We start from the raw sequence: 22,063 nt of genomic DNA on the forward strand, positions 1-22,063 counted from the left end.
CACCTGCGCGATGGAGGTCCATCTGTTACTCGCGACCGATTACTACGATGGCTCTTCGGGTCGAGAGAGCAATTCCTCGAGTTCATTCAGGACCTGCTCAGCTTCATCCCCGGTTGCTTCCAGTTCCAGCATCGAATCAGGAACCGCGGCAAGCTGCACGAGGTCAAACATTGAGGAAGCATCGGCAGTCTTGTCGCCATAGGTGATTCGAACCTGCCCCGAATGACGACCCACGAGAGCAATCACATTCGAGCATGCACGAATGTGAAGCCCCTGCGTAATCTTGAGTCGCACCGTTCGGCGGAGCACAATCGAACCATTCATGAGTCCTGAATAGACTTTCTTTTGGAGAAATCAGTGGCGACTCGAAACAACCCAAGTTCTCAGTGACGGCACGAAACCTCACTTTGACCAGGATTCCTCGAATGCCATTCCCTTACCGCGAATCTCTCACAAGAGTTTAGAAATCGGAATTTTTACACGAGGTTTTCGTCAGCTTCCTGCAACAGATCGACGACTTGCTTCTGCGTTGTCGATTGCTTGAGGAAACTACAAAAGTCGTCTTTCTTCAAGTATCGAGTGATTGTTTCCAACCCGCGAAGATGGTCACCTGGTCGGTCGGGGGGAGAAATCAGCAGGAACAGAATGTAAACTGCTTCTCCGTCGAGGCTTTCAAAATCTAATCCATCGTGACACAGAGCCACTGTGGCGATGATGGATTCGACGGAAGGGTGCTTCGTATGTGGGACGGCAACTCCGCGGCCGATACCGGTCGAACCGAGTTCTTCTCGCTTGAGAATCGCCGCAACGATCGCTTCTTCATCAACTTCCCGAATCTTGCCGGCTGCTTTGAGGCTAGCCACCATCTGCCGAATTGCAGATTCCTTCGACTCGGCTTTGAGCTCTGGAAGGATCGCATCTGGAACGACAAACTCGTTGAGTTTCATGTGTCGCGGTTCCTGGTCAATAAATCTCAAAATGAGTTGCTGCGGCGACGACTCGAATTAGACCGTCTTCCCAAACAACATGAACATCTAGCGCGTCGTTTCAACGACAAAATCCTGATGACGATTACTCGTCGTCATCGCTACCGACAACTTGATCCGAGACAACTTCGTTCAGTGGCTTGTCTCGCCGATGATCTGTCAGCTTCCCTTTGTATTTTCGAATCTGTTGTTCCATCTTTGCCAGAACCTGGTCAAAACATGGCCCCACTTCGTCAGCACTTGTTTCGTGATGAGTTACGAAGTCGTGTTTGTGTTCGGCATCAACCAGCATTTCGACGCGAACTCGATCACCTTCGTAATCCAGTGTCACTTGAATCGCTGTCACGCGTTCGAAGTAGTGGAGTAACTTCTCCGCCTTGCGAGTGATGTAGTCGCGAAAATCCTCGCTAATTTCACCATGACGACACGTAATCGCGACTTGCACCGGGCAACCTCTTTCAACAAACAGCAGACGGTTTCAAACAAATGTGCTCAAATGACACGACAAATGGTCAAGACTCAAAACGCGATTTTAGTTCAACGTGGACGTGCGTCAATTCACTTCTCGAATTCGCTGGGGCAAGTTGTGACTCAACGACATGCATTGATCCGTTGATAAGCGACTGCCCAAACATTGAATTCATTCCCACTCGACTCAGAATCACGTAGTTGAGTGATCAAGATTCATTGAATTGAAGTATTGCGTACGAATCTTGAAAGACAACTCCAAGACAGCTCGGGAATTGATTCCGCTGCTCAGGAAGCATCAGAACATTGCTGACGACCTTTGATCAGCCCGCAGTCACTCAGTGAGCGTGATCATGGTCATGATCGTGTGTCACTTTTGCAGTCATCGATTTGTCACCAGCTTTGACTTCAACCTGACCGGTGATTTCCTCGATGTCGTCGACCGATTCAGGCAACGCTCCCTCAGCAGATGTGAATCGAGACGTCGTCCCCTCTGCTTCACCTTCGAGCGGATTCGCAGCCAGTTCAATGACGGTTACGTCATCTCCTTCTCCCAGCATGAGAGTTGACGTGGCCGCTTCTAACGGAACAGCGGTCTCTGCATCATCACCGAGAATATAGACCGAGACTAAACCGTCAGAGTACACGATCTCTCCGTGATAGTCGCCGAACTCCAGAATGTGACCACCATGCGGGCCTTCAGCATGATGGTGATCATGGACCGGATCGGTATTGACGACGTCGTCCACATCTCCGAGTTCGCGATAGCCATCATCAGATCCGCATCCGTGAATGGCGACCATCAACCCCAGAGCCAGAAAGCCTGCAGAGTACCTACCCATCGACCTCTCCAAGAATGAATGAATCACTGAAAAGCAGCTACGAACACGCCGAATGTGGATGCATTCAATCAATTCGATTGACTATCCACAATTCAAACGAGTTGGCGGCAATGAAAGATTACTGTTTCCCCTCGGCTCGATTTGACCACCATGGCAAACTGATTCCCCCATCCATGACGACGGTGCTGCCGGTCATGTAATCGCTCTCGCTGCTCATCATAAACGCGGCAAGCTTTCCAATTTCTTCAGGTTGGCCCAGTCGCCCCCACGGAATGTTCTTGGCGCCACTTTCGAGTTGTTCTTCAGAGAAGAATTTTCGTTCTCCCGGTGTGTCGATCCAGCCCGGATGCACAATGTTCACGCGAATTCGATGCTGTGCGAGTTCGATGGCCGCCGTTCGTCCCATTTGGTCGATGGCTGCTTTGGCCATGTTGTAGGCCATGGCTGTCGGAATCGGGATTGTCGCGTGCGGGGAACTGATCACGAGAATTGCTCCTCCGTTCCCTTGTCGAATCATCTGCTGAGCGGAAGCACGTACACCGAAGAAAGCTCCCCACATTGAGACATCGATCGTGCGGCGGAAACCTTCCATATCTGCATCGACCATCAGTTCTCGGTCACTGTAGGCGGCGTTTGAAACAAAACCGTTGAGTTCGCCCCACTCTTTGACGACTTCCTCGATCAGATTTTCGATCGCACTCTGCTCGGCAACGTCTCCCTGTAAGACCAGGCACTCGCGTCCCATTCCGCGAATTTCATCTGCCAGACTCTCGGCAGCATCAGAACTGGACCGATAGTTGACCGCGACATCCGCCCCTGCGCGAGCCAATTCGAGAGCGCATCCTCGTCCGATCCCTTGAGATGCACCGGTAACGAGGATCTTTTGATGACTCAAATCCATGGATCGCTTTCTGATAGACTTTTGATAGCTGAATTGAGAAGGAAGAAGTGATTTACTGAACTTTATCAATGTCCACGAAGTGCTGAAGCCGACCGCCGTCGTGAATAACTGGCGATCCAGAAAACAGTTTCGAGACACGTCCTAAGATAGCAAAGTCATTCCCTCACCCCAAATGCTGCGGAATTTCGAATTGCAGTGTTTTCCGTACCGTGAGGACCGATGGTCAGAACGACTGGAAACTTGCTTCACCAAGAAATCGCAACTCGCTGAGTGTTCATTGCCGTCTGAAGAGATTTAAACTCCAATCATTGCAAAAAGCCCGCTCGACTCTTCCATCGCTCTTGAAACCTTGATCGCGACAAGCTACGCGATCAATTCTTTCATCTCACGAACTGCTTTTTCGAGTCCCACAAAGACAGCCCGGGCGATGATGCTGTGACCGATGTTCAACTCACCGACGCCCGGAATTCGAGCGACAGGCACAACATTGCGGTATGTCAGTCCGTGTCCCATGTGCAGCAACAGTCCGGAATTTAGGGCAACTTCCCCAGCCCGATAGAGCTGATCGAGTTCCGCTTTTCGGCTCTTCTGGTCAACAGCATCTGCATACCGTCCAGTATGCAATTCGACAGCTTCCGCTCCGAGTTCTCGTGAAGCTTCGATCTGCTTTTCGTCCGGATCGATGAACAAACTGACTTCAATTCCGGCAGATTGAAGTCGATCGACACAACGTTTGACCCGGTCTCGATGAGTCACGACATCAAGTCCCCCTTCAGTGGTGACTTCTTCACGTTTCTCCGGAACCAAAGTGCACTGATCTGGCATAACTTTTAGAGCAATGTCTGTGATTTCTTCTTCTGCCGCCATTTCGAGATTCAGTTTGACTTGAACCGTCTCCTTCAGCGTGAAGACATCACGATCCTGAATGTGTCGCCGATCCTCGCGCAGGTGGACGGTAATCGTATCTGCACCGGCCAGTTCAGAGATCACCGCTCCCCAGACGGGATCGGGTTCATATGTTCGGCGTGCCTGACGGATCGTTGCAATATGGTCAATGTTGACTCCAAGCTCAGCCACAATCACTCTCCTGTAAATTGTTTCAAGGTGGACTTGTCGACGGACTTTGCTCCCGCCAATCAAGCAGGATTGACGATCGATTTAAAACAACACGCCGGGTTTCAGAGTCGCGGGTCGGCAAAGATCAATGTCAGGAGGACTTCACGCCCTCTGTTCATGATCGTTTATAGAATGGAAGCGCCGTGACCTCTCCGGGTTCGCGTTTCCCTCGAATATCGACCTCAACCGCTGTACCAGGAGTGGCGTATTTTGGATCGATGTACCCCATCGCAAGTGACTTCTGAAGCGTCGGAGAGAACGTCCCGGAGGTGACTTTTCCGACCTGCTCTGCCTCGACGTGCAATGTCGCCCCCTCGCGAGCAATCCGCCGGCCAGACAACATCACGCCAATTCGCTTGGGAAGTGATTCTGATTCGTTTGCTTTTTGACGAATCGCTTCGTGACCGAGAAAAGAACTCTTCTTGAGTTTGACCCCGAAAGACAAGCCTGCCGTTATTGGATCGACGGTCTCATCCATTTCGTGCCCGTAAAGCGGCATGGCTGCTTCGAGTCGTAAGGTATCGCGACACCCGAGTCCACACGGTTTAAGGCCCGACTGCTCACCGGCCGCGGCGCAAGCCGTCCACACTTTCACTGCCTCGGCATTTTCGACAATGACTTCAAATCCATCTTCGCCAGTGTATCCCGTGCGGCTGACGAGGGCTTCAACACCGTCAACGCGACCTCGCTGGACGGTGTAGTACTTCATCGCAGACAGATCAACATCCGTCAGAGTGCTCAAAATCGCCTGCGACTGTGGCCCCTGAATCGCTAACATGAACGTCTCTTGAGTTCTGTCATCAATTTCCACGTCAAAGCCAGATCGATGTACCTCAAACCAAGCGAGAATTTTCTCTCGATTGGAAGCGTTCACCACAACGAGAAACTCTGTTTCGAGATTGTAGATCAGGACGTCGTCGAGAATTCCGCCAGACTCATTACAGACGAGCGAATACCGAACTTGTCCCGGCTTGGTCTGTGCGACATGGTTGGTCGCCACATGATCCAGAAATGCGACAGCCCCTTCACCCCGCACCCAGATTCGTCCCATGTGTGCGATATCAAAGAGACCACAGCTTTGACGAACCGAATCATGCTCTTCAACAATTGACGAGTACTGAATGGGCATCGACCACCCCGCGAAGTCGACCATTCGCGCTCCTGATTCCTGATGCCAGTTTGACAAAGCTGTCTGTAACATGATTTTTTCCTGATTCAGTCGACTCGTAACACACTCACGCAACTCAGCACGCTCATCGATTGACGAGCATCTTGCAGACTTCGCGATTGATTATCCAATGATTATAGAGAATTCTATCAAATGAACTTCACCAACACGCCACTTCTCCAAATCGGTTCCGATTCTGATGTCGGACTCAACAAAGATCGCTGGTCGAAGGTTCTGCATTCCGCACAAGCGCTCATTGACGAAAAGCACGTTCCCGGGCTCTCATTTCAGGTCCAGTGTGGCGATTTCGCAACACGCGTCGAATCGTTCGGACAGACCTTTCTCGCCAACAGCGACACACCCATCAGCGACGAAACACCTTTTCTGATCGCATCCCTCTCCAAACCGATGGTGGCGATGGCGATTTTGATGCTCGTCGAACGTGGCGAGTTGACGCTGAACCACAGAGTCAGCGATATCGTTCCGGAATTCCGAGGGGCAGGCAAACGAGGCATCACCATCAAGAATGTGCTCACTCACACCTCGGGTTTGCTCGACATGCTTCCCAACAATCGAGAGCTGCGTTCCTCTAATTCGTCCATTCTCGATTTCGTGGTCGCCACGGGAAAATCAGATCTCGCATTCCCGACCGCAACAAATGCTCAATACCAGAGCATGGGATTCGCACTGCTGGCTCCAGTTGTGGAAAACATCACCGGAAGACCACTCAGCGAATTCATGAGAACAGAGCTCTTCCAACCTCTCGGGATGGATAATTCGTGGCTGGGAATTCCTGAATCGGTAGAACTGAAAAAGCCGGTCGCGGAAGTTCGTGTTCCGGATGACCAAATCGGAGAAGACCACTGGAACTGGAACAGCGACTACTGGAAAACTCTTGGCGCCCCGTGGGGAGGAGTTGTTGCTCCCGTCGAAGATGTCAGTCGATTCTGTCGCTGGGTCCTGGCAGGCGGAAAATCACCTGATGGAACTCAGTTGCTGCAGCCAGAAACGGTTCGACTCGCAACGACCAATCGCTTGAAAGACTTCCCAAACATTCCGGAGTCGATGATTCGCTGCCGAGGCTGGGGATACGGATGGCGGATGAATTGGACAGACCATCGCGGAACGTTCACCGACCTCTTCGATGAACATGTCTTCGGTCACTGGGGAGCGACCGGGACACTTATGTGGATCGATCCAAGTACACAGACAGCAGTCGTCATCCTCTCCACGCAGCCAGCTTCACGCTCAGTTTCTCCACTCGTGAACCTTTCCAATCAGATCGTCGCTGCCTTCGATGAAACTGCGTAGAAGCAGGGGCGTGCGAGACAAACGAAGAGTCTCAGAACGATGAACCTAAGACCGTCGTGTTCACTTCTCAGAACTCGAAGCAGACTGCGCTGCGTTTATGACACCGCGCTTACTTAGCGTCTCCCACACCCACTCAAGGGGCAAACCGATCACGTTCGTCAGGCTGCCTTCGATCGATTGAACAAACAGACTGCCCGATGCCTGAATTCCGTATCCGCCCGCTTTTCCCAGTGGTTCGTCGGTTGAGAGATACCAGTCGAGGAGTTGCTGATCGACGGGATGAAACGTCACGCGACTCGAAACCGTTCCGGTGGTTCGGCGTCCATCCGGAGTCAGAATGCAAACCGCAGTGATCACTTCATGAGTGTTCCCCGAGTAGTAATCCAGAAACCACGTTCGAACGGTCTCTCTCCAACTCTCTCCCCGAGGTTTTCCGAGAACCGCATAGCTCGCGTCTGCAGATTTGGCGAGGACAATGGTGTCCGCCGTAATCACTCCGAGACTTTGCTCCAACTGAACCTGCTGGGCAACGTCATCGCACTTCGTTAACGCGATTCGGGAAAGCTGATTGAGAATCTCATCCCGGTTGTTGATTCCTTCGAATCCTTCTTCTTCGCTGTCGAGCGGAGGACGAATCGCGATCAAATCGGGCGGAACGATCTGCTGCAAGAGCATGCGTCGCTGAGGAGACTGTGAACCCAGAATAAGTTGACTCATGCGAGCTACGCAGCCGATCGTTTCTATTACTGCACGTATAACACGATGCAGGTGATATTGTCTTTCGATCCCCCATCCTGAGCTGCTTTCACGAGTGCATCTGCGGCAGCTTGAGGATCGTCATTGGTCACGAGAATCTCTTGCATTTGTTCGTCGCTGACCCCGTCAGAGACACCGTCGGTACAGAGTAGATACTGATCACCAGACTGAGGAGCGATACGCACAGCATCACTTCCTTTGGCCCCATCTTTTGATCCGAGATACCGGTAAAGCACGTTCTTGTAGCGGTGCGTCTCAGCATCTGCCGGACTGATTGTCCCGGCTTTCACGAGTGCTTGAGTCAGCGAATGATCTTCAGTCAATTGACGGAATTCATCATTGCGGAGCTGATAGGTGCGGCTGTCTCCCACACCTCCAATGTAAAACGATTGATTGGCACGGACGATGAAGGTAATCGTCGTCCCCATACTTCGAAACTTCGGTTCGATCTCCCCGAGTGCCATAATCTCGGAGTTTGCATATTCAATCGCCTGATCAATCCGTTCAACGACTACTTCATCAGTCGTTGTGGCGTCCCAGTCGAAGGTCTGGTCGAGTCGTTTCGAAATCAACTCAACAGCCAGTTCACTGGCTTTCTCCCCTGCACTTTGGCCACCCATACCGTCAGCGATCAGGAAATAGCGCCCGTCGGAATGAATGAAGAGTCGATCTTCATTATTCTCACGAAAATTTCCTGTGATCGAAACCGAGCCCCAAGTGAGCTCGGAGGAATCTGTCATGGACTCACCTTGAAAATGTCGCTGTGTTGCCCAAACTTTCAATTGTAACCGTCGAGGTGGAAACCACAACGCAACAGTATTTTCCAGATCGTCGGAGTCAGTTCAATGCCGGACCCGGATTTCTATTCAGGTCGTCACCTGTTTTCACAAGATGACTGGAGTTCACGCAATGGTGCCCTCACTCAAACGCATAGATGGTCGACTCGTCAACATCCTCGATCAAGGAACTGGACCGGCCATCCTCTTTGTCCACGGCTTCCCCCTTGATCACTCGATGTGGAAACACCAGATCGAGGCTCTCTCTGATCAATTTCGAGTCATCGCACCTGACCTAAGAGGATTCGGAACGTCAGAAAGCGATGACGATCAGACGACGATGCGGCAATTCGCTGACGATCTCGCTGCCATCATTAGAGCGACAGATGGCGTCTCCAAGGTGACTCTGTGTGGTCTTTCGATGGGGGGATACATCGCATGGGAGTTCCTGCAAAACCATCCGGAACTCATTGAACGTCTAGTCCTTTGCGACACGAAAGCAGCCGCCGATTCCGCCGAGGCTCGACAGACGCGCTTCGAGAATGCTGATCGAGTTCTCAACGAAGGCCCTGCTTTTCTCGCTGAGGGGATGATGGAAAAGCTTTTCTCGAAATCGTCACTCTCCAACAAATCCGGGATTGTCGAAGAGACGAAACAAGTCATCCTCAACTCTTCCCCGCAAGCAATCGCAGCTGCGCTTCGAGGAATGGCTCAACGCTCGGATATGACTTCCACCCTGGCTGGAATCGAATTGCCCACACTCATCATCGTTGGCGAAGAAGACAGCATCACAACCAAAGATGAAATGGAAACAATCAGCCAATCGATTCCGAATGCCGCGTTTTGTGCAGTCCCCGATGCAGGACACATGGCTCCGCTCGAACAACCAGAGACTGTTACCAACGCTATTCGAGAGTTTTTGAAAACAAACCCGACCAGCTAGTCAGAGAATTAGAAACGAATGAGTGAACTCATGCGCAGCTCTAGTTCTCGCGAGCGATGACCTTTGGAATTCGATTGAGAGTATAGTAGGCATCTGGATGCAGGAGAGGTTTTCCATCGGCAGAGCGAATCCCTCGAGCATTGAGTTCATGCACGAAAAGTTCTCGCATTCCCTCGACGGTCAGCTTCACAGACAGGCGGTCATCCGAGACTTCTGCTGAGGTGATCGTAAGTTGCTCGTTTTGAATCTCTTCACTGCCGTACGATGATTGATACAGATACGTGAAGCTGTTCATCTCATACGAACTCACATCACCCGCTGTTGCTGGGTCAACTTCTTGAGTAAACGTTAATCGAAAACCGTCATTGAGGGCGGACATCTCCTGAATCTCAAACGGCACTCGTCCCGTCCACATGACGCGTTGTAACCCGTAAGAGGAAGTCCCCAAGCTGCTCCATCCGCGATTGCTCAGTCCTGCGAAGAGGCTCCCATCTTGAGCTTGTTCCAAACGCAAGACAGCAGAGGCCATTCGATCTCGAAACGGAAAACAGGCTCCCTGATATTCTCCATCGACTTTTTCGAGAAAGACACGATGGATGCTGGCGAGCGTGAACTCTCCGACGAACAGTTGACCGCTGAACGGTCCAAACTTTCCGTCGCTGGCATCGAGAACAATGTCTGTGACTGACTGTCCGACTTTCTTGTATGGAAACCAAACGGCAGGAGGCACCATCTGAGGCAAATTCTTGATTGCTCTCGGAAATGGAATTCCATTCGGGACCGATTTAATTCCGTGAATCGGAGAACCGGGCTCGCTCATTGATGCCAAGGCTTCAGCGTGATGAAAGAACGCCCCTTCCCGCATGTGATGCAACGAGTTCGTCGCAACCCAGTTTCCCTGCTGGTCGGTATAGAACATGTCACCCTCGGCGTTGCTTCCGATTCCACTCGGTGAACGCATCCCGGCACAGACGGGAATCAACTTGCGATTTTCGAGATCAACCTGCATTCCCCAGCCGCGCCATCGTGCCTGTCGATACCCCAGCGTGGGATCCTGAATCGTTTTCTTGAGTTGGTCACCTTTGAGACCAAGACCAATATTCAGCGTCAACCAGAGATTTCCCTGCCCGTCGAGTTCCGGTCCGTAGGCGTATTCGTGGTAGTGCCCGGTCAATCCCCAGCCCGTCACAACGGTCTCGTAGTCGTCGGCAATGCCGTCTCCGTCGCGATCGCGAATTCGGGTCAACTCACTGCGTTGAACGGTGTAGAAACTGTCATTATGCCACAGCAAACCCAACGGTTCATGCAGACCACTGGCGAACTTCTGGTAGGTGACATTGTCAGGAGGCACGTCGTTGACGCCGTCCAAAATCCAGATTTCCCCCTTTCGGATCGCGACAGCGAGTCGACCATCGGGCAGCTGCGCCATCCCACTCACTTCCAGAGCCAAACCATCGGGGGCTGGCTTCCAGTTCTCGGACCGGGAAGCTGTCCGCGACTCTGGTGTAAAGATCGAGACGATCGGATAGTAGTCATCAATATCCTCGGCAACGCCTGGCTTACCGAAGAAGCTAGCGAAGACAATGACGATCAGCAGCACTCTCCACAGAAACATTACCAGTGATACTCCACTTCAAGAGAAAGTTGGTTGCCGATTGGCGAAGTGAGAACACTTCGCCCTGCTGACTTCTCGTCCTCCGCTTGATCGTTCAATGAATCGTCCTCGACCGTTTCACGATCAGGACCATTCATCGTGACAACACGCATGACCGCCTCGCTCCTAACGAAGACCGTCATCCCCTTCCTGTCTGAGAACAGACGAGGATCATCGAGTGTCGGTATCATTTGGGGTCCCAGAACCATTCCGAACTCTTCGAAAATCGGGGCCCCGTTTCGCGACTTCAAGTGGATGAGTTGTTTCAATCCATTTCGTTCCGTCGGCTCGAATCTCTGTTCAACAATGATGTCCCCCAATTCGGAACGAAACGTCGGTACTCCGTTCTCGTCGAGTCGATATCCAAGGAATCTCTGTTCGAACTCGAACTCAAACCGGTCACCGTTCCGACCTGATCCCTTTCGAACGAAGACAGCCTCAATGACATCAGACAGGCCGAGACGATCCTGACCGAGGGGGACTGCAGGAGGAGTAAACCGATCGAACCACGTTCCATGGGCATCCAGAAATCGACCTCTCCAAATTTCAGAGAGGCCAACCTTCTCAGCATCGAATGCCACATGCACGTTCTCAGGAAATCCGACAGCAATGGCGTGCGTCCCGGCACTCTCCATGAACGTCCGCAGAATCACCGGACGGTCCTTGGGGAAGAGTTCGAAGTCCTGCTGCCTGGCGACGACGATTTTCTCTGGAAAACCTGCCTGATCGACATTGCCCAGATACGCCCAAAGCGCAGCGATTTGATTTTCGACATCTCCGTTTAGAATCTCTTGATTCGAACTCACTCCGTTCGGGAAAAACGACGGCATTCGAGTTCGCTCTTTGAGCGCAATCGGATTGAGTAGAAACTGATCGAACCAGTCTTGATGCACACGGTCCGTGACGCTCCCCAGATCAACACCAACGACACTCGGTAAGCTCTCCGACTGAAGCGGATGACACTGGACGCACCCCGTGTTGAACAATTCGCGCCCCGCCGATTGCAGTTGCTTTTCGGTGAATCCTGACTGATCTGTCGCTGGCTGCCCACTGTTTTCTGCGAGAGCAATCTTGTCTTCTGAATGGAATGCTTTGGGCAGCGCTGCACAAGTTTGCGAAGGAAATCTTGGCATTTGGATAGTGAGATACGGACGGATCGAACTCTCGCCCTTCAGGACGCTTTCAATCCATTTTGACTTGAGCTTCGCCCCCGTGTGAGTCAGTGGCGGCGGAAGTTTTCCTTCATCCCCAATGTCCACATTTCCGACCGTCTCGAAGAACCCGCGTCGACCGGGACCGACTCCGCCCAAGCCGTTTCTTTGGTGGCAAGCAAAACAATTGAGTTGAAGCATCGTCCAGGCAGCTTCTGGAAATGAATTGACTTGTTCTTTTTGGTCACCAATCAACGTCTGCAATTCATTGCGCACCGCAGCAACTTGTTGATCGCTCAGCGGGAAGAACACTTCCTTGGACGTTGGAGACTTCAAACAGCTCTCTTCTGCACTGAAATCGAGTGCGGTCAATGCTGGTCCAAGTCTTGGCTCAAATGACTCGGCAACATCATGACAATTGGCACATCCAAACTGAGTGAAGTATTCACGGCCCTGTTTGATTTGAACTTGCAGAGCCTCATCATCCAGCTCGATGGTTCCGACCGTTGGGAGAGTCATCGCCCGAGTCTCTCGCGGCTGATCGCCCATCAGGAACGCAACAACGTGGGAAGCTTCGATCGGTGTCAGATCGAATGACGGCATGCGACCCGATGGTCGCACTTTCAGTGTGTCCATCAGAAAGTAAGCCAGAGACTGGTGGGAATACTTTTCGTCGAGTTTTCCGAAAGGGACAGAGTTTACAGTCTCTGCGAGATGACTCAGGCCGAGTTCTTCGATCTCTTCTGGTGTGAGCCCTTCGATCAGCTTTAAGAGGGACTGATCCTGAGCTGAGACGTTCTGTCCCTCGGAGTACTCCGGGTCTGGTTCATGGCACGCCACACAACCAATCGTATGAAAGAGTTTCTGGCCGACATCCGATCGACCTTTACTCCAGAATTCATGAGGAACCGGATTTCTTCCCGTCGCTTTGAGCTTGGCGAAGGCTTCAGTTTGAGTTTGCAGGAACGCGACGATTGGATCAACGACGTTCGCCTTCTCGTCAGGCTGCAATCCATGCAAGACATCCGGCATGGTCGTGCCAGGTTTGACGTCGTGAGGTGCCGATAGAAAACGCTTCATCCATTCAGCTTGCACACGACTTCCGACTGCTTTCAAATCGGGGCCACGCTTGGGAGCGGTGTCGTTTTCAAAGCTGAGATGGCAAGCGGTACAACTCAACTCAGTGAGGAGCAGTTTCCCAGCTGTGGATTCTGGAAGTCGACTCGATTTCGCAAAGCGATCAAAGCCAGCCACAAATGGCTCGACACTCTCTGCCGCTGATAAGTTGACCGCACTCCACAGAATGCAAAGCCCAACGATGAGGAGTTGTGCAATCGTCCCGACTCGATTCATTCCGCCATTCCACTCTCTGCGCATTCACCAGTTGCTCGTCTCAAGATCGCTCGCTGGCTGTTAACTCTTGCGGTGCGGTGAAACGCCTCGATCAGTTCTCAACAACATTCAAATTGAGAATGTTCAAATGGGACCGAAGCTCTCGAAATTGCGAGCGAGATATTGATCCATCCAAAAACGTCGACGCATTGTGGCAGAACTCGGATCAAGTCTCCAGACAGTCTTATCAATCCAGGCCGATGATCAATGAAGTTGCAGCGACACCAACAAAAAAAGCCACCTTGCGGTGGCTCAAAAGTTGATGGGATGTCTGGTATCAGCAGCTTAAGCGAATTCAGGGCGGCGACGCCGCAACTGATCTTTGAGGCGAGTCACGATGCTTGAATGCATCTGACTGACGCGACTCTCAGAGAGCCCGAGAGTCTGGCCGATGTCTTTCATCGTCAGCTCTTCGTAGTAGTAAAGAATGATGATCAATCGCTCGTTGCGATTCAAACCTTTGGTGACGAGTTTCATCACGTCACGCTTTTGAATCCCGAGCGTCGGATCTTCACCCTTCGAATCTTCGATCACGTCGACTTCGCTGACGTCTTTGTAGCTGTCTGTCTCGTACCACTTCTTATTGAGGCTCACGAGATTGACGGCATTCGCTTCGGTCTTGAGCTTGTCGAATTCATCAATCGACAATTCCATTTCCGCAGCGAGTTCGACGTCTGTTGGTGGTCGACCATGGCGGGCTTCCAGCGTTTTGCGGGCAGCCTCGAGTTTGCTGGCCTTGCTTCGAACGAGACGGGGAACCCAGTCCATCGTCCGCAGTTCGTCCAACATCGCACCACGAATACGGGGAACGCAGTACGTTTCGAACTTCACACCGCGTTCTAGATCGAATGCTTCGATAGCATCCATCAATCCGAACACACCGGCGGAAATCAAATCGTTCAGGTCCACCCCATCAGGCAACTTGGCCCAAACGCGGTCAGCGTTGAATCGCACAAGGGGGAAATAGTGAACCATGAGCTTATTTCTAAGCACCTGATTCATCTGATCTTTCTTGTATTCAGTCCATACGGCCTGAATGTCGTCTTTGACCTTCGTGGTCATACACTCCTCCGTGACCTCATGTCGATCACCGCATCCGAAATCGCGAACGCCAACCTTCACTCCTACACCGTCGTGGAAGTGAAAACATGAGAACGCTTAATCAAATTATCGGCAAACCGGGGAGATTGATTGAGGCAATTGTTACATGTGACACGATCGACACGAATCTTTCAGAAACATCCTGCAACCAAAAGATTTTTATCGAGACGCAAAAGTGAAATGAAAATCGGGGGGAACATCAGCAACCGGGGGGAAAGTGAAAGATGTTGCTGACGCGAAGCGGGTGATAATTCAATTCGCTGAATAAGGGCAAGCGACACCACGCGAAAAGGTTTCGTCGACCAGAGCAGTGCGCAGATGTTGCCGACTTGCTCAGCCCGACAGATCGTCCCTCAGCCCCTGTGGCAGATTTCGCTGAAAGAGATTGACCAGCGATCAAAAATCAGAAATCGGGACAAAATTCTATTGTTGCGAGAATTTGGAAGTCCGGCCTGTCGCCCCGTATGAAGATCAGAACAGCACTCCGGTTCCGAAGCGACCCGTCAACAGACAAAGCCCTTCCTCGACGACAAGCGTCGAAACTGAACGCGAAGTGACTCGATAGCTTCATCGAGAAATCACCTCGCACGCATTTTGGTCGTGCAGCCGAGCCGACGGTGAACGTGAAAGTGTCGGTCAATGAGACATCCATTCAACTGACCGACACTGTATTGAGCCCACGTTCTACCTTCTTAGTATCCCCAGGTTCGGTAAGCGACACCGTAAGGCGTCTGGCGAACGACTGTGCGGCTGGCACTCACAGGGAATGGCCAGAGTGGAGCATATGTTCGAGTCCGCACCACAGAACGATGAGGTGCATATCGCACGGTTTGCGTCACTCCGACTGGAGCCGGAACGACAACTGGTGCCGGAGCCGGCGCGACATATGTGACAGGCGCGACTGGAACGACAGGACGATTCACAATCACTGGAGCCGGGTAAGCATACGGGACATAAGCAACGGGAGCGGGAGCCACATAAACGGGTGCCGCCGCGGAATAAACTGGAACAGGCGGATAAAGAACCTGGTATTCCTGGGCGGAAACCTGATTCTCAAACCCGAAACAGGCAGCCACGCCCATCAACGCAAACACTCCAACAACAGATTGAGCGAACCTCATTGTCTCTCCTCCCCTTCAGTTTCCTGATGTCTCAATTAAGCCGCTCCGTCCAACGAACGTGACGGCAGTTCTTCCAATCAAGCATACGCTGGACCATTCAAGAAATCACCTGCCACTAGGTTTAGTCTTCCCGAACCACCTATTTTCTCGTCTTTTGAGATTGAAGTTTGCTGATTTGAGAAGAATCCGCAAAGAGTTCCCGTTCGCCAGTCGACTCACTCTAAACCTCATCAAGAAAGCCACTTACACACGGTGCCGAAGAAATGGAACACGGCGATTCGTATAGACACACTTGCTCGCATCCGGTCTAATCCAATCGGACTCTTCGAACGGACTCGAAACAGTACGAAACGGATTATCGCGTGGACAGTTTTCAACGCCTTTTCAAATACGTCTGGCCATTTCGCCGACAGCTCCTTGTCTCAATCATGCTGGGCGTCGTGGTAGCAATTCTCTGGGGAGCAAATCTTTCCTTTGCTTTCCCAGTTATCAAGGTCCTGCTCGAGCGAAAAAATTTGCACGACTACGTTGCTGAGCAGATCGATCACGCCGACCAAGACGTTCGCACTGCGGAGACGGCAGTCGCTCGACACGATAAGACCGTTCAAGAACTCGAGCGAACGAATGTTCCTCCGACTGCTCCTGAATATGTCAACGCTTTGAAATCTCGAGCAGAGGCCAACGAAGACCTCGCCGAAGCGCGAAGCGATCATTTTCAAATGCAGCGGCTTCAAGCGGTGGTCATGCCGTTTGTCCCGCAGAACGAATTTCAGACACTGTTCTGGCTGCTGGCGATTGTCCTGGCTGCAACGGCCTTCAAAGGTTTTCTCGTCTTCCTGCAGGAAGTTCTGGTCGGCCGAATTGCTGAACGAACTGTGATGGCGATTCGAAAAGACTTGCTGAGCAAAGTCTTGAAGATGGACTATCAGTTCTTGTCTCATCAGGGAACAAGTGGGTTGATGTCGCGATTCACTTACGATGGCGAACAGCTGTCGCAAGGGATCGTCCTCCTCGGCGGCCGGCTGATTCGGGAACCATTGAAGTGCCTTTCGTGCATGTTCCTGGCACTTTACATCAACTGGCGATTGACGCTTCTCTCAATCTTCTTCTTCCCGCTGCTTGGATTGTTCCTCTACAAGTTTGGAGACCTGCTCAAGAAAGCGAGTCGTCGAATGATGGAGAGCATGTCGCAGATCTACAAAGTCCTCGAAGAGTCCTTCTCCGGCCTGAAAGCCATCATCGCCTTCAATAATCAGTCACGTCACGAACAGCAGTTCAGCCAGCAATATGAGAAGTACTTCAACAAAGCGATGAAGGTCGTTCGCATCGATGCTGCCGCGAAACCAATGCTCGAACTCCTCGGACTCGCCGCCATGTTTGTGGCTGTCTTTCCCGGAGCCTATCTCGTTCTACGAGGTAAAGAGCACATCTATGGAATCCGACTCTCGTCTGATGTGATGAGTTCCGCGGAGTTAGCCACCTTATATTTCGTCCTCGTCGGGATGCTCGATCCGTGTCGCAAGATGTCATCTGGATTTTCGAAGCTGAAGAAGAGCGCCGCCGCTCTCGATCGCATCCTCATGGTCATCGACCGCGAAAGCCAAATTGTCGATCCTGCTACGCCGAGTCCGACTCAACGGCACTGCGAATCAATCCGTTTCGAAGACGTCTCGTTCCGATACGAATCGAAAGACGCGAAAGCCCAGCGAGGGTTGGCACTCGAACACGTTGATCTCGATGTGAAGTTCGGTGAAGTCATTGCCATTGTCGGTCAAAACGGGTGCGGAAAGTCGACGCTCGTGAACCTGCTGCCGCGATTCTACGATCCGGAGAACGGGCAAGTTCTGATCGATGACACGCCACTCACTGAGATGTCGCTTTCCGATCTGCGAGATCAAATCGGATTCGTGACCCAGGAGACCATGCTGTTCGACGACAGCATCTTCGAAAACATTCGTTACGGCAGCCCCAACGCGACACGAACGCAAGTTGAAAACGCAGCACGCCGGGCACACGTTCTCGAAATCATTCAGGCCCTGCCTCAAGGATTCGAAACCGTCATTGGAGACAAAGGCAAAGAACTTTCCGGCGGGCAGCGTCAACGCATCGCGCTCGCGCGAGCAATCCTCAAAGATCCGGCGATTCTGATCCTTGACGAAGCCACTTCTGCAGCAGATGCGGAAAGCGAATCACTGATTCACGAGACGTTAAATTCATTTGTCAAAGGCCGAACAACGTTCCTGATTTCTCACACGATCTCAAACAGCCTCTTGAAATTCGTGACGCGAATCGTCGTCATGGAACGAGGCCATGTTATCGCGTCAGGAACGCACGAACAGCTTCTGGAAACGTGTCTCGTCTACAAACGGCTCTACAACTCTCCTGCCCGTGTGATTGGCAAAGTCGCATGAAACGTTGAGTGAGTGCGACTGTTTGAAATCTTCGATCAACGGTTTTCTCGCTACTTCCGGCGGTCCTTCTCTGGTCTTTTACTCGCCAAATTCTAAACTTAGGTGTGCGACTCTGGAGTGATTCTTCACTGCAGACACGTTTCCAGCCTCGGTAGGAAAGACCTTACTGTGACCCAGTCCGCTGCGCAGAGACACATCCTCATTGTCGAAGATGAGGACATCATTAGAAATACACTCGCTGAATTCCTCGAGGCAGAGGGATTCGACGTCACGCAAGCTGCTTCGGTCACGGAAGGACTGAACAAAGCCCGCGAGCAAGATTATCAGGTCGCGATCTGTGACATTCAGCTTCCGGACGGCGATGGCATCAAGCTGATGCGGCAGATGCACAAACTCAATCCGTCGCTGTTCGTGTTGATCATCACCGCTTACGGAACCGTTGAGTCGGCCGTCGACGCATTCAAGGGTGGTGCTTTCGACTACCTGACGAAGCCGGTCATCTTTGATGACCTGTCTCACAAGTTGAAAAGAGTATTTGAGTATCGCGATCTTTATCTGGAAAATCAGAAGCTTCGACGCGAACTCGAACAGCCTCATCGATTTGATCAGATCGTTGGTTCAAGCGAACCGCTCAAGGCACTTCAAGATTCGATCGCCAAGATCTCGGTAACGAACTCGAATGTTCTTCTCGTTGGTGAATCCGGCACAGGCAAAGAACTGTTCGCAAGAGCCATTCACTCTGCCGGCCCAATGAAGGATGAAAAATTCCTGGCCGTCAATTGCGGAGCACGACCGGTCGAACTTCTCGAAGCAGAGATCTTCGGTTCTGATGCCCCAGGTGCTTCTCAACCCGGGATTCTACGAATTTCGGCCAGCGGGACAGTGTTTCTCGATGAAGTCGCCCGACTCCCAATGGGGACACAACTAAAGTTGCTCCGAGCGATCGAGTACGAAGAAAGCATGCCGAGCGGAGGTTCGGAGACATATCAAGTCAACTGTCGAATCATCACCTCAACCAGCGAAGACCTGTTGCGACTCGTCGGCGAAGAGAACTTTCAGGAAGATCTCTTTTACCGACTCGACGGAGTCAAGATTCGGATTCCGCCACTTCGCGAGCGACTCGACGATATCCCGGAACTGGTCGATCACTTCATCGCAAAGCACTCCAAAGCATTGCGAAAACGCGCCGTCAGCGCAACCAGTGAAACGATTCGACTTCTCATGGCTGCCCAATGGAAGGGGAACGTTCGCCAGCTTGACAATGCCATCGAACGTGCGGTCATCATGTGCGACGGAACGACGATTGAACCACACGATTTACCTCCGGATCTTCTCGGAATGGGGCAACCGCTTCCGGACACAGACGACCTGCGAAGTGCACTTCGGCATTACGAACGCCTGCACATTACTCGCGTCTTACGGCAATGGCCGGACAAACGCGAAGCTGCGAAACGGCTTAAGCTCGGCCTTTCGAGCCTGTATCGAAAGATTGAAGAGCTCAGCATCGAGCTTGGTTAAAGAAGAACGAGGAGACGACAATGATTTTCGGAGAGCCAAAGATGTTCGTCCGACAGTTCGTAGCTGTCCCGGTTCTTGTCTCCCTGCTCGTCTTGCCGTGCCTTGCTGGATCGACAGTTGGAGAAATTCCACCTGAAGATCATCGAGAGAAGATTCAACAGGCGATCTCAAAAAGCGTTCCATTCCTGATTCAGGAAGGCGAAGGATGGATTGAAAAACGCGGCTGCGTTTCGTGTCATCAAGTTCCATTCATGTTGTGGAGCCTTGATGAAGCAGCGAAGCGTGGCGGTGATGTCGATCAATCCAGGCTCGATCATTGGAAAGACTGGGCAACACAGATCGATCACTTCATCAATCCGAAGAACAAGGCAGATCGAACCGAAGCAGAAGGGGCTGCTGCGAACATCGACACGATGGCCCAACTCTTGTTCATTCTCGGCGAGCAAACTGAGAGTGAACCGCCTGCGTGGCAACAATCGTTTACTCAGCATCTGTTTGACAACCGGTTGCCCGACGGGTCCTGGAATGCTTGCGGCCAACTTCCGTTTCAGAAGCGACCGAAAGACGAGACCACACAGGTCACGACAATGTGGACGCTAATCGCGTTGCTCAGAAACGGAAACACCGACTCTCTCGATTTGTCTGACCCGTTCCTTTCGCAACTTCTCACACCAAAAGGAACCAGCACCGAATGGTGGGTCACTCGCTTATTGCTGGCTAAAGAACTCGGAAGACTCGACGGTCCCCCAACAATCGATGTCACCGAAGCCCGTCAACTGTTGCTTCAGTTTCAACAGGACGACGGCGGATGGGGATGGAAGACCAGTGATCCCAGCGACGCTCTCGCAACCGGTATGGCGCTCTATGCTCTCAGTCAAGCAGAAGTGAAAGAAATTGGTCCTGCCATTTCTCGTGCTCAACAATTCTTAATCGAGACGCAGACCGAGTCAGGATCGTGGGATGTCCACAGCACCAAGGGCAAGCACCAGCATCAAATCACCGACACAGCAACCTATTGGGGGACAGCCTGGGCTGTGATCGGGTTGAGTTCATCGCTTGGCGAAGGCGACAAATATGCCGAAGCTCCACAGCGGGTCAAGCCTCAGCGTATCTCGAACTAACTTCATCTCAGTTAGGTTCACCTGACGTCGCTCGGATAGAATGTTTGCAGATGAATCCCATCACCGAGGCGGAGGATGTAAAGAAAGACTGCATGGGCGACGAGGCCTCTTTCAATCGCTCCTGTTGATTTTTTGAATCGTTCGATTCGAGGGATGGGCTTGGCCAGGGGAATGACCTTCTTCGCCTCTTTCTGAGACTTGTTGACGTCAAACTGCTGCAGCATTCCTTGCCCCAATCCGCTATTGAGCGCCTGATGGAGCGCCTTCACAATGTCAGCACGGCTCGTGAATCTCGAATCAACACCGGGTGCCCAGTTGGTTTCGATTCTCACTCCATCCTTGGGGTCCATTCGCCGCGATTGCTCGATCGTTTGAGCGAGAATGATTACCGTGTGATCGCGATTGGTGATGTCCTGTCGACCGTCTGCATGCAAGCCGATGGAATGGCCATCTTTATTTGACTTCGGTGAGGGTCGTCCTTCACTCTCACAAAGTAGATCGTGAATCTGCTGGTAGGTGTAAATTCTTTGATAGCTCATCCGGCTTCTCGCTTTTTTGGATCTTCATCATTGGTTGGCAGCGATTCGCGACTGCGAACGCAGCTTGCATTGAACGAAACAGGTTCAGGCGAGTGCATCACACACTTGAGAACGTCTTAAACAGATTTCCTTAAAGGGCTGTTGGACCGGTCATCATCTCCCAAGCTGACGTCGCGTGCCAGACAAACAACGCAAATCCGAAAAGCACGGTCCAACCGAGAATCTTCAAAGTGGGCGAAGCAAAAACTCCAAAGCAGACATCTTCCCCGAGGTCTGGCAACCAAATCAGCAACACACCCATCGTCGTCGCCCCCCAGAACAATGCGCCGGCCTCTTCAAAGATATTCGGGTTAAATAGACTCATTGCTCCGTAAATCAGTACAACAACGAGCAGTGTCACATTTTGAGTCCAGGTCGATTCTTCGTTCGAGCTGAACGGAGAACTCGAATGGAAGAAACTCGTCGTGAACAGTTCTGTAAACTCTGTTTGCCGGTTCAATTCCTCCGGAGAAGTCGACGGCCGTCGACGCGATGCCCGTTGTGAAGAATTTGATGAAGAAGTGTCCTGCGACGAATTTTGCTCATCCCATTTTCGGCGGTTTTCTGGATTGTTCAGAATCTTGTAAGCGTTGACGACAGCCTTAAAAGAGTCGCTGGAAGATTGCTGAGGGTTTCGATCGGGATGATGTTCGACCACCAGTTTCTTGTATTGCCTGCGAATCTCCGCAGAGGTCGCATTTCGCCTGACTTTGAGTACGAGATAGGGATCGAATGGCGCTCTCGACACT

20 protein-coding genes are annotated in these 22,063 nt (G+C 51.9%); 5 read left to right on the top strand and 15 right to left on the bottom strand.

Features of this window, described 5'->3' with window-relative positions; genetic code table 11:
- Positions 1–42: 42 nt before the first annotated feature.
- From AB1L42_RS20985 to gcvT, 7 genes are all read right to left on the bottom strand, one after another.
- Positions 43–324 carry an HPr family phosphocarrier protein gene (locus tag AB1L42_RS20985; RefSeq protein WP_367061003.1) on the bottom strand — a complete coding sequence of 94 codons (282 nt, stop codon included), beginning with the start codon at positions 322–324 and terminating at the stop codon, positions 43–45.
- 152 nt (positions 325–476) lie between these two features.
- Positions 477–947, bottom strand: a complete 471-nt coding sequence (locus tag AB1L42_RS20990) for a PTS sugar transporter subunit IIA (protein WP_367061006.1) — start codon at positions 945–947, stop codon at positions 477–479.
- 124 nt (positions 948–1,071) lie between these two features.
- Positions 1,072–1,431: a ribosome-associated translation inhibitor RaiA gene (gene raiA, locus AB1L42_RS20995; protein WP_367061009.1), complete on the bottom strand. Its 360-nt coding sequence runs from the start codon at positions 1,429–1,431 to the stop codon at positions 1,072–1,074.
- A 361-nt stretch (positions 1,432–1,792) separates the two neighbouring features.
- Positions 1,793–2,296 carry a hypothetical protein gene (locus AB1L42_RS21000; RefSeq protein ID WP_367061012.1) on the bottom strand — a complete coding sequence of 168 codons (504 nt, stop codon included), beginning with the start codon at positions 2,294–2,296 and terminating at the stop codon, positions 1,793–1,795.
- Between the two features lie 118 nt (positions 2,297–2,414).
- Positions 2,415–3,197, bottom strand: coding sequence for an SDR family oxidoreductase (locus AB1L42_RS21005; protein WP_367061015.1), 783 nt, complete (start codon positions 3,195–3,197; stop codon positions 2,415–2,417).
- A 363-nt stretch (positions 3,198–3,560) separates the two neighbouring features.
- Positions 3,561–4,274 carry a pyridoxine 5'-phosphate synthase gene (locus AB1L42_RS21010; RefSeq protein WP_367061025.1) on the bottom strand — a complete coding sequence of 238 codons (714 nt, stop codon included), beginning with the start codon at positions 4,272–4,274 and terminating at the stop codon, positions 3,561–3,563.
- Between the two features lie 154 nt (positions 4,275–4,428).
- Positions 4,429–5,514: a glycine cleavage system aminomethyltransferase GcvT gene (gcvT, locus tag AB1L42_RS21015; protein WP_367061028.1), complete on the bottom strand. Its 1,086-nt coding sequence runs from the start codon at positions 5,512–5,514 to the stop codon at positions 4,429–4,431.
- 120 nt (positions 5,515–5,634) lie between these two features.
- Between gcvT and AB1L42_RS21020 the strand changes: the two genes are divergently transcribed.
- The gene (locus tag AB1L42_RS21020; RefSeq protein ID WP_367061031.1) at positions 5,635–6,792 is read left to right on the top strand and encodes a serine hydrolase domain-containing protein; all 1,158 of its coding nucleotides are present in this window, start codon (positions 5,635–5,637) and stop codon (positions 6,790–6,792) included.
- A gap of 60 nt (positions 6,793–6,852) precedes the next feature.
- Here the strand turns inward: AB1L42_RS21020 and AB1L42_RS21025 are convergent, their stop codons facing one another.
- The gene (locus tag AB1L42_RS21025; protein WP_367061034.1) at positions 6,853–7,509 is read right to left on the bottom strand and encodes a Maf family protein; all 657 of its coding nucleotides are present in this window, start codon (positions 7,507–7,509) and stop codon (positions 6,853–6,855) included.
- Between the two features lie 26 nt (positions 7,510–7,535).
- Positions 7,536–8,288, bottom strand: a complete 753-nt coding sequence (locus tag AB1L42_RS21030) for a protein phosphatase 2C domain-containing protein (RefSeq protein ID WP_367061037.1) — start codon at positions 8,286–8,288, stop codon at positions 7,536–7,538.
- A 169-nt stretch (positions 8,289–8,457) separates the two neighbouring features.
- Between AB1L42_RS21030 and AB1L42_RS21035 the strand changes: the two genes are divergently transcribed.
- On the top strand, positions 8,458–9,267 hold the full coding sequence (locus tag AB1L42_RS21035; protein ID WP_367061040.1) for an alpha/beta fold hydrolase: 810 nt from the start codon (positions 8,458–8,460) through the stop codon (positions 9,265–9,267).
- A 40-nt stretch (positions 9,268–9,307) separates the two neighbouring features.
- Here the strand turns inward: AB1L42_RS21035 and AB1L42_RS21040 are convergent, their stop codons facing one another.
- The 4 genes from AB1L42_RS21040 to AB1L42_RS21055 form a co-directional block, all read right to left on the bottom strand.
- A complete protein-coding gene (locus AB1L42_RS21040; protein WP_367061043.1) occupies positions 9,308–10,882 on the bottom strand; it encodes a hypothetical protein in 1,575 nt (524 codons plus the stop codon).
- Complete coding sequence (locus AB1L42_RS21045) at positions 10,882–13,425, bottom strand: cytochrome oxidase (protein WP_367061046.1); 2,544 nt, start codon at positions 13,423–13,425, stop codon at positions 10,882–10,884. Before AB1L42_RS21045 ends, AB1L42_RS21040 begins: the two co-directional genes overlap by 1 nt.
- A 324-nt stretch (positions 13,426–13,749) precedes the next feature.
- Entirely contained in the window at positions 13,750–14,526 is a 777-nt protein-coding gene (locus AB1L42_RS21050) for a FliA/WhiG family RNA polymerase sigma factor (RefSeq protein WP_367061049.1), read from the bottom strand.
- A gap of 731 nt (positions 14,527–15,257) precedes the next feature.
- Positions 15,258–15,686, bottom strand: coding sequence for a hypothetical protein (locus AB1L42_RS21055; RefSeq protein WP_367061052.1), 429 nt, complete (start codon positions 15,684–15,686; stop codon positions 15,258–15,260).
- Positions 15,687–16,048: 362 nt separating this feature from the next.
- Between AB1L42_RS21055 and AB1L42_RS21060 the strand changes: the two genes are divergently transcribed.
- The 3 genes from AB1L42_RS21060 (at position 16,049) to AB1L42_RS21070 (ending at position 20,736) form a co-directional block, all read left to right on the top strand.
- Positions 16,049–18,097: an ABC transporter ATP-binding protein gene (locus tag AB1L42_RS21060; protein ID WP_367061055.1), complete on the top strand. Its 2,049-nt coding sequence runs from the start codon at positions 16,049–16,051 to the stop codon at positions 18,095–18,097.
- Positions 18,098–18,265: 168 nt separating this feature from the next.
- Positions 18,266–19,615 carry a sigma-54 dependent transcriptional regulator gene (locus tag AB1L42_RS21065; RefSeq protein ID WP_367061058.1) on the top strand — a complete coding sequence of 450 codons (1,350 nt, stop codon included), beginning with the start codon at positions 18,266–18,268 and terminating at the stop codon, positions 19,613–19,615.
- 20 nt (positions 19,616–19,635) lie between these two features.
- Positions 19,636–20,736 (top strand): prenyltransferase/squalene oxidase repeat-containing protein, encoded by a 1,101-nt coding sequence (locus AB1L42_RS21070; protein ID WP_367061061.1) that lies wholly within the window; start codon positions 19,636–19,638, stop codon positions 20,734–20,736.
- A gap of 17 nt (positions 20,737–20,753) precedes the next feature.
- On the opposite strand, the gene AB1L42_RS21075 is transcribed toward AB1L42_RS21070, so the two are convergent.
- Together AB1L42_RS21075 and AB1L42_RS21080 are read right to left on the bottom strand one after the other, a co-directional pair.
- Positions 20,754–21,275, bottom strand: coding sequence for a hypothetical protein (locus tag AB1L42_RS21075; RefSeq protein ID WP_367061064.1), 522 nt, complete (start codon positions 21,273–21,275; stop codon positions 20,754–20,756).
- Positions 21,276–21,405: 130 nt separating this feature from the next.
- The gene (locus AB1L42_RS21080) at positions 21,406–22,062 is read right to left on the bottom strand and encodes a J domain-containing protein (RefSeq protein ID WP_367061067.1); all 657 of its coding nucleotides are present in this window, start codon (positions 22,060–22,062) and stop codon (positions 21,406–21,408) included.
- Position 22,063: the final 1 nt, after the last annotated feature.

Source organism: Thalassoglobus sp. JC818 (genome assembly GCF_040717535.1).
Lineage (GTDB): Bacteria > Planctomycetota > Planctomycetia > Planctomycetales > Planctomycetaceae > Thalassoglobus.